This window comes from Klebsiella sp. 18074 (genome assembly GCF_902705905.1).
In the GTDB taxonomy this organism is placed as follows: Bacteria; Pseudomonadota; Gammaproteobacteria; order Enterobacterales; family Enterobacteriaceae; genus Klebsiella; species Klebsiella terrigena.
Genome location: NZ_CACSIS010000063.1, coordinates 1 through 4,682, shown reverse-complemented (window position 1 = coordinate 4,682; position 4,682 = coordinate 1). Strand labels below are relative to the sequence as shown.

The 4,682-nt window shown below is 53.2% G+C and carries 9 protein-coding genes and 1 pseudogene; all 10 read right to left on the bottom strand.

From position 1 onward, the window contains the following. Positions 1–64 precede the first annotated feature (64 nt). Positions 65–532, bottom strand: coding sequence for a recombination protein NinB (locus tag GVK32_RS28240; protein WP_143958986.1), 468 nt, complete (start codon positions 530–532; stop codon positions 65–67). A gap of 198 nt (positions 533–730) precedes the next feature. Beyond that, a complete protein-coding gene (locus tag GVK32_RS28235) occupies positions 731–988 on the bottom strand; it encodes a DNA polymerase III subunit theta (protein ID WP_159874150.1) in 258 nt (85 codons plus the stop codon). Between the two features lie 84 nt (positions 989–1,072). Further along, positions 1,073–1,429 (bottom strand): DUF5448 family protein, encoded by a 357-nt coding sequence (locus tag GVK32_RS28230; RefSeq protein ID WP_159874149.1) that lies wholly within the window; start codon positions 1,427–1,429, stop codon positions 1,073–1,075. After that, entirely contained in the window at positions 1,429–1,626 is a 198-nt protein-coding gene (locus tag GVK32_RS28225; RefSeq protein WP_159874148.1) for a hypothetical protein, read from the bottom strand. The genes GVK32_RS28230 and GVK32_RS28225 overlap by 1 nt, the downstream gene beginning before the upstream one ends. Positions 1,627–2,272: 646 nt before the next feature. After that, positions 2,273–2,458, bottom strand: a pseudogene (locus GVK32_RS29595) (DUF551 domain-containing protein); the annotation flags it as partial. Between the two features lie 128 nt (positions 2,459–2,586). After that, entirely contained in the window at positions 2,587–2,799 is a 213-nt protein-coding gene (locus GVK32_RS28210) for a hypothetical protein (RefSeq protein WP_004141386.1), read from the bottom strand. Continuing rightward, positions 2,800–3,432 (bottom strand): ead/Ea22-like family protein, encoded by a 633-nt coding sequence (locus GVK32_RS29590; RefSeq protein ID WP_200842953.1) that lies wholly within the window; start codon positions 3,430–3,432, stop codon positions 2,800–2,802. After that, positions 3,429–3,911 carry a class I SAM-dependent methyltransferase gene (locus tag GVK32_RS28200; protein ID WP_159874147.1) on the bottom strand — a complete coding sequence of 161 codons (483 nt, stop codon included), beginning with the start codon at positions 3,909–3,911 and terminating at the stop codon, positions 3,429–3,431. The genes GVK32_RS29590 and GVK32_RS28200 overlap by 4 nt, the downstream gene beginning before the upstream one ends. Continuing rightward, on the bottom strand, positions 3,908–4,333 hold the full coding sequence (locus GVK32_RS28195; RefSeq protein WP_227697925.1) for a hypothetical protein: 426 nt from the start codon (positions 4,331–4,333) through the stop codon (positions 3,908–3,910). The genes GVK32_RS28200 and GVK32_RS28195 overlap by 4 nt, the downstream gene beginning before the upstream one ends. Beyond that, on the bottom strand, positions 4,330–4,682 hold a 353-nt coding region (locus GVK32_RS28190), incomplete at its 5' end, for a hypothetical protein (protein ID WP_227697924.1). The genes GVK32_RS28190 and GVK32_RS28195, both read right to left, overlap by 4 nt.

Sequence of the window (4,682 nt, the reverse complement as noted above, 5' to 3'; positions counted from 1 at the left end):
TGGCTTAACTTCTTCTTTGCGCTTGCGAGGGCCGGAGGTGCGGAATATCGAACGCTCCATGACTTTAGCGAGTGGGCTGTGCATGCGACGCCCTCCACTCCTGAGCCCATTCAATGCGGCTATTGGATTTCTCGCTGAACTTCACATTGTTCTCGGTACCGAACCAGAAAATAGCTTCTATAACCTCGACCATGTAGCGCTTGCTGGACTGGGATGTACGCACGCCGAAATACACGCGGCCGCCGTTAATCCCTGGCGCAGACTTCTGCTCTTTCTCCGGGGATTGCATCTGACTTACCAGGACGGTGATGAGGTCTTTCCACTCAGCAGATTCGAGCTTTTCGCCATACCAAACCACCTGATCGCTCAGGTCCTTCAGTAAGGGCCACATCATACGATTCTGCTTGTCGGTACGGCTTTCTTCGCGGGCTTCGATAATGACCGGGAAACGGCGATCGGCCTGCAATGACCGTATGAAGTTGACGGCGTTTTGCTTAACGCTGTCGTTGATGAGGCAGAATTGTTGCTTCACGCGTCACCTCCAAAGAGGTCAAACGCAGAATGCAGAAAAACGCCGGTGGCTTTCGCCATCGGTGACAGGTGTTTCGTTGAGGTTTTGTTTTTGTGCGCCATGTGTCCCCACTTGGCGCCGGAAAGTCGTGTCAGTTGTTCAGGCTGACAGTGAAATTATGACGGGGAGTCTAGCTAAATGCAAAATCTATATAGGTGATTATTTTTTCTCGTTCAGGCCGGCCATCTCGATGTAACGCGGGTCACTGGCGCGCGGTAACTGGATGCTCTGCTCGCGATAGTAGCGAACTCGCTCCATGAAATACTCCCGGAGATGCTCAGGCTGTTCTCTGGCGACGACTTCGGCGACAACCGGCATGTTCAGGCGCTCTTTGTAGGCGACGCCGGACGCGGCGAGGGCAACGTTCACCTTGTCCTGCTCGTCTTTCGATTTGGCTGCAATGTTCCACTTCGACATAAAAAATCCCCTCTGGTGTGGAGGGGATTATATATCACTGGCGGGTAAGCTGCGCGGCTTTGCGTTCTGCGGGGGATTTAGGCATCAGTTTAACTCTCCAACTCGGCCTTCAAAGCAAATGTCATCGTAATATTTAGCTTTTCCCTTAGCGTCAAAATCAGCCTGTGAAATCTCTTCCACGCGGAAAACTATGCCAACGATTCCTGTGCACTTGTTAACATATTCCCCTCCGCCTTCAAGCGAGTGCTCGATTAGCATATCAACCGTATCTTTTAGGCACAGCAGCGCACACTTCAGGTCTTTAAAATAACGATGCTCTGTCATGCATGAAGTGACGCGGTAAGTCAGCACTTTAGGCCCTTGCTTGCGACGTTCCTGCTCTCTTTCGATCGCGCTGCGCATATCAGCAAGTTCATACTCGTTCAGTTTTTTATAGTCCATCACTTCACCTCCCGCTCAACGTCAGGAAGCACTGTTTTAACAGCTTCGCGTACCTCTTTCATTGAACGATCAAACCAGTTTACTGAGGTTGTATAACCGTCGAACTTCGCACCTTTAGCGTTAATTTTTGCCACCGTGATATCTCTGGCGGCATTAATCATCGCTACGGCTACAGCTTCGGGGATTTGGTTACTCACCTTGCACCTCCTGCGGAGCGGCTGCGAGCATGGCTTTGTACGTGCCTTTTGACGAGGGGTTCTTGGTGCCCATGAAGTGCAGCCACCCGGCATCAATCATCTCTTTTGTAGGCTCCTTCGGCACCATCACGTAACCATCCGGAATTACCGGAGAGTTTCCAGCCTGACCGCACGCACAGCGAATGATACCCATTTCGCCAACAACCCACCCTTCATCACCGCACCGTTCACAGTTATGAATACCTTCGATAGCCATAATGCGTTCATCGTCGGTGGGTCCTTCCTTCCGCCATACTTCACGTTCAGCCTTCAAAGACAGAGCAAGATACTGCTCCATCGATGTTTTGGCTCCGGCGATGATTTCATCCAGCACATCGTCGGTCAGTTTTTTGTCTGGTGCTGCTGGCGTTATTGCGGTGCCGGTTGACGTTTCCGCAATTTCCCGAAAATTGTTGGTTGACGAATTCCCGTTTTCCCGACAATTGCCAGCCTGCAGGTCCTGCACCTTTTCGCTTCTCCTGCAGTTATTCGATTCTCCTGCACTTTTTTGGCTCTCCTGCAGCATGGCGGCGCGGCAGGCGTTCCAGCAGCGATTAAACTCGCCTCCCCATCCCCAATCCAATCCACCGATGCGGTGCTTTATTTCATCCGGCACTACCGGCACTACCGGCGCCGGCTGCGCTGGCGACATATCTGGACCTTTGCGAATAGCTTTTGCCAGCTCTATAGGGTCATCGTAAAGCCAGTCTCCGGTTTCAGGGTGATTGGCTTCTGCCAGTTGGGAGGCCCACTCCAGGCCGTCTTTGTGTCCCTGTAAGTAGTCGAGAAGCAAACACCAAGACTCGCTGTCCATTGCGGCCAGCGCCAGCTTGAATGCGGCCAATGTGTTGCTATCAGTAATGCCAACGGCTTCGATTGCTGAAATTTGATGCTGTAACCATTCTTTGGTTAATTTGCTGGTCATTGGTTGGCTCCCCGTGAAATTTTGTGGCCCGGCGCATAGCAGCGCTGGCGGTCTTTGCTGATGCGCCAGCCAGCTTTGCGCGCCTGCTGAGAAATATCGGTCATATTCCGACCAATAAAATCAGCCTGCCCCTGCGGATAGATTTTCCCGGACTGACAACCATCACAGTCGCAATACAGGTCGGCGCAAAAACCTTCAGTGATAGCCATCTACTCAGCCTCCCACTTGATGCCAGCGGCGGTCAGAACGTGTTCAACATCAAACCGATTCAACCAGTCCCCACCGCCAGGGATCATTACCGTTCTTTCGGCTTCGTTAAACGGATGTCCTGAACTAGCTGTGTAGCCCACTGGCAGCTTCACGGTGCGGGACTCGCTATCCAGCGGCGGAAGGTCTGGAGCTGTCACACCAAACAGCGCCGCCAGTGCGCGATAGTTCTGCTCGCTGTGATAGCGACCTTTGCAGCGGACCAGCTTCTCGGCTGCTGCGCGGATAGGTTCCAGCTCGGCGATGCGCTCTCTCAGGTCGATAATTTCGTGAATGCGCGGATCGTTTTCACAGCCCTGCTGGAGTTCGACGATGCGCTGCTGGCGTTCGAATGACTCCTGCGCCAGTCCCGCATTCCACTCCCGCAATTCTTCGATATAGCGTTGCGCCTTCTCCAGCGCCTCTACCAGCGCGATAATGTTGGAAGGGTTAGCCATGCTAATAAGATTGACCTTTGACTTGTGAACGGTGCAAATCTGACGACCAGTCTCGAACCATTCACAGTCGTGATTTTTAATAACGCTCTCTGCTGCCGCCTTCATTCGCTGCGCCAGTTCGGTGATATCAGTTGTCATGCGGCAGTCCCCTTCACGAAAATTACCCAGTGCGTTTTGTCCGCCTTCCCTGTTCGTTGCCAGATGGCTGGCTTCTCGTCGGTCAGCGCCAGAATCTGGCTCACCGGTATCTGGGTTTCGTTCCATTTGAAGATAAGAACGCCGTGTGGCCACAGCACTCTGAACGCTTCTTTGAAGCCAGCGTGCAGGTCATCGCGCCAGGTATCTTTGTTCAGGCGACCGTATTTCTTACCCATCCAGGCGTTTTCACCAACTCGTTCAAGATGCGGCGGGTCAAACACGACAATGGGGAAGGAGGCGTCAGCGAACGGCAGCGCGCGGAAGTCGGCGATAATGTCCGGGCTGATAACCAGGCTGCGACCGTCGCACAGAGTGTGCTGCTCGGAGCGAATGTCGGCGAACACTGCACGCGGGTCCTGTTTGTCGAACCAGAACATGCGGGAGCCGCAGCACATGTCGAGAATGGTTTGCTCGGTCATTTGGCCCCCTCGCGCAGCTGCTTGGCGAACCACAGCGTGCCTTTGTGGAATTGCTGGTTATGCTCTCGCTCCATATTCACGGTGCCAGCGAATAGCGCTGCGTACTCCTCTACCCCATCAGCCTTAATCCAGGATACGATGCGATCGGTGGCGGGGGTTTCGACTTCAGCCATTACCTGGAGAGCCAAGCTGTAGAAGTCGTCTTTTACGCAACCAGCGTATGCGATACCGTCAACAGTGTTCAGGTGCCCGTGGTTGTAACCTGCTGCGTAAACTTCCTCAGACTGTTCACGAATGGCCACATTCTCCGCAGCCAGCTGCTGGTACGCTTTCGCCAGCTTCAGGAACTTCTGCTCTCTGATCGACAGCTCGCCTGCGCTCTCCAGTGAGGCGATGAGCTCGTTTACTGTTTCGATGTTCATTTTCTCACTCCCGCCAGGCACTGGTTAAACAGGTTGGTCATTGGGTTTTTGCAGCCGAAATATGGTGAAAACTCAAACGTGTAATCCCGGATAGGCTCGACAACTTTCTGCCAGGATGGCAGCGTGTATGTGTAAGCGCCTTTCGGGCCAGAACGCTTGATTTCCTTGGTATCCGATAACTTGCACAGCGCTGAGTTAACGCAGGACTTGAGCAGGTCGGTGCCTTCGATAACCTCGGCAAACGTGCAGCCAGGGTGCTTGCCGATGTAGTTGATAATGCGTTGGCGATTGCTGATGTTTTTCATGACCGATTCTCCCGATAGCTGTCCCAGGTAAACGAAATGGTGCA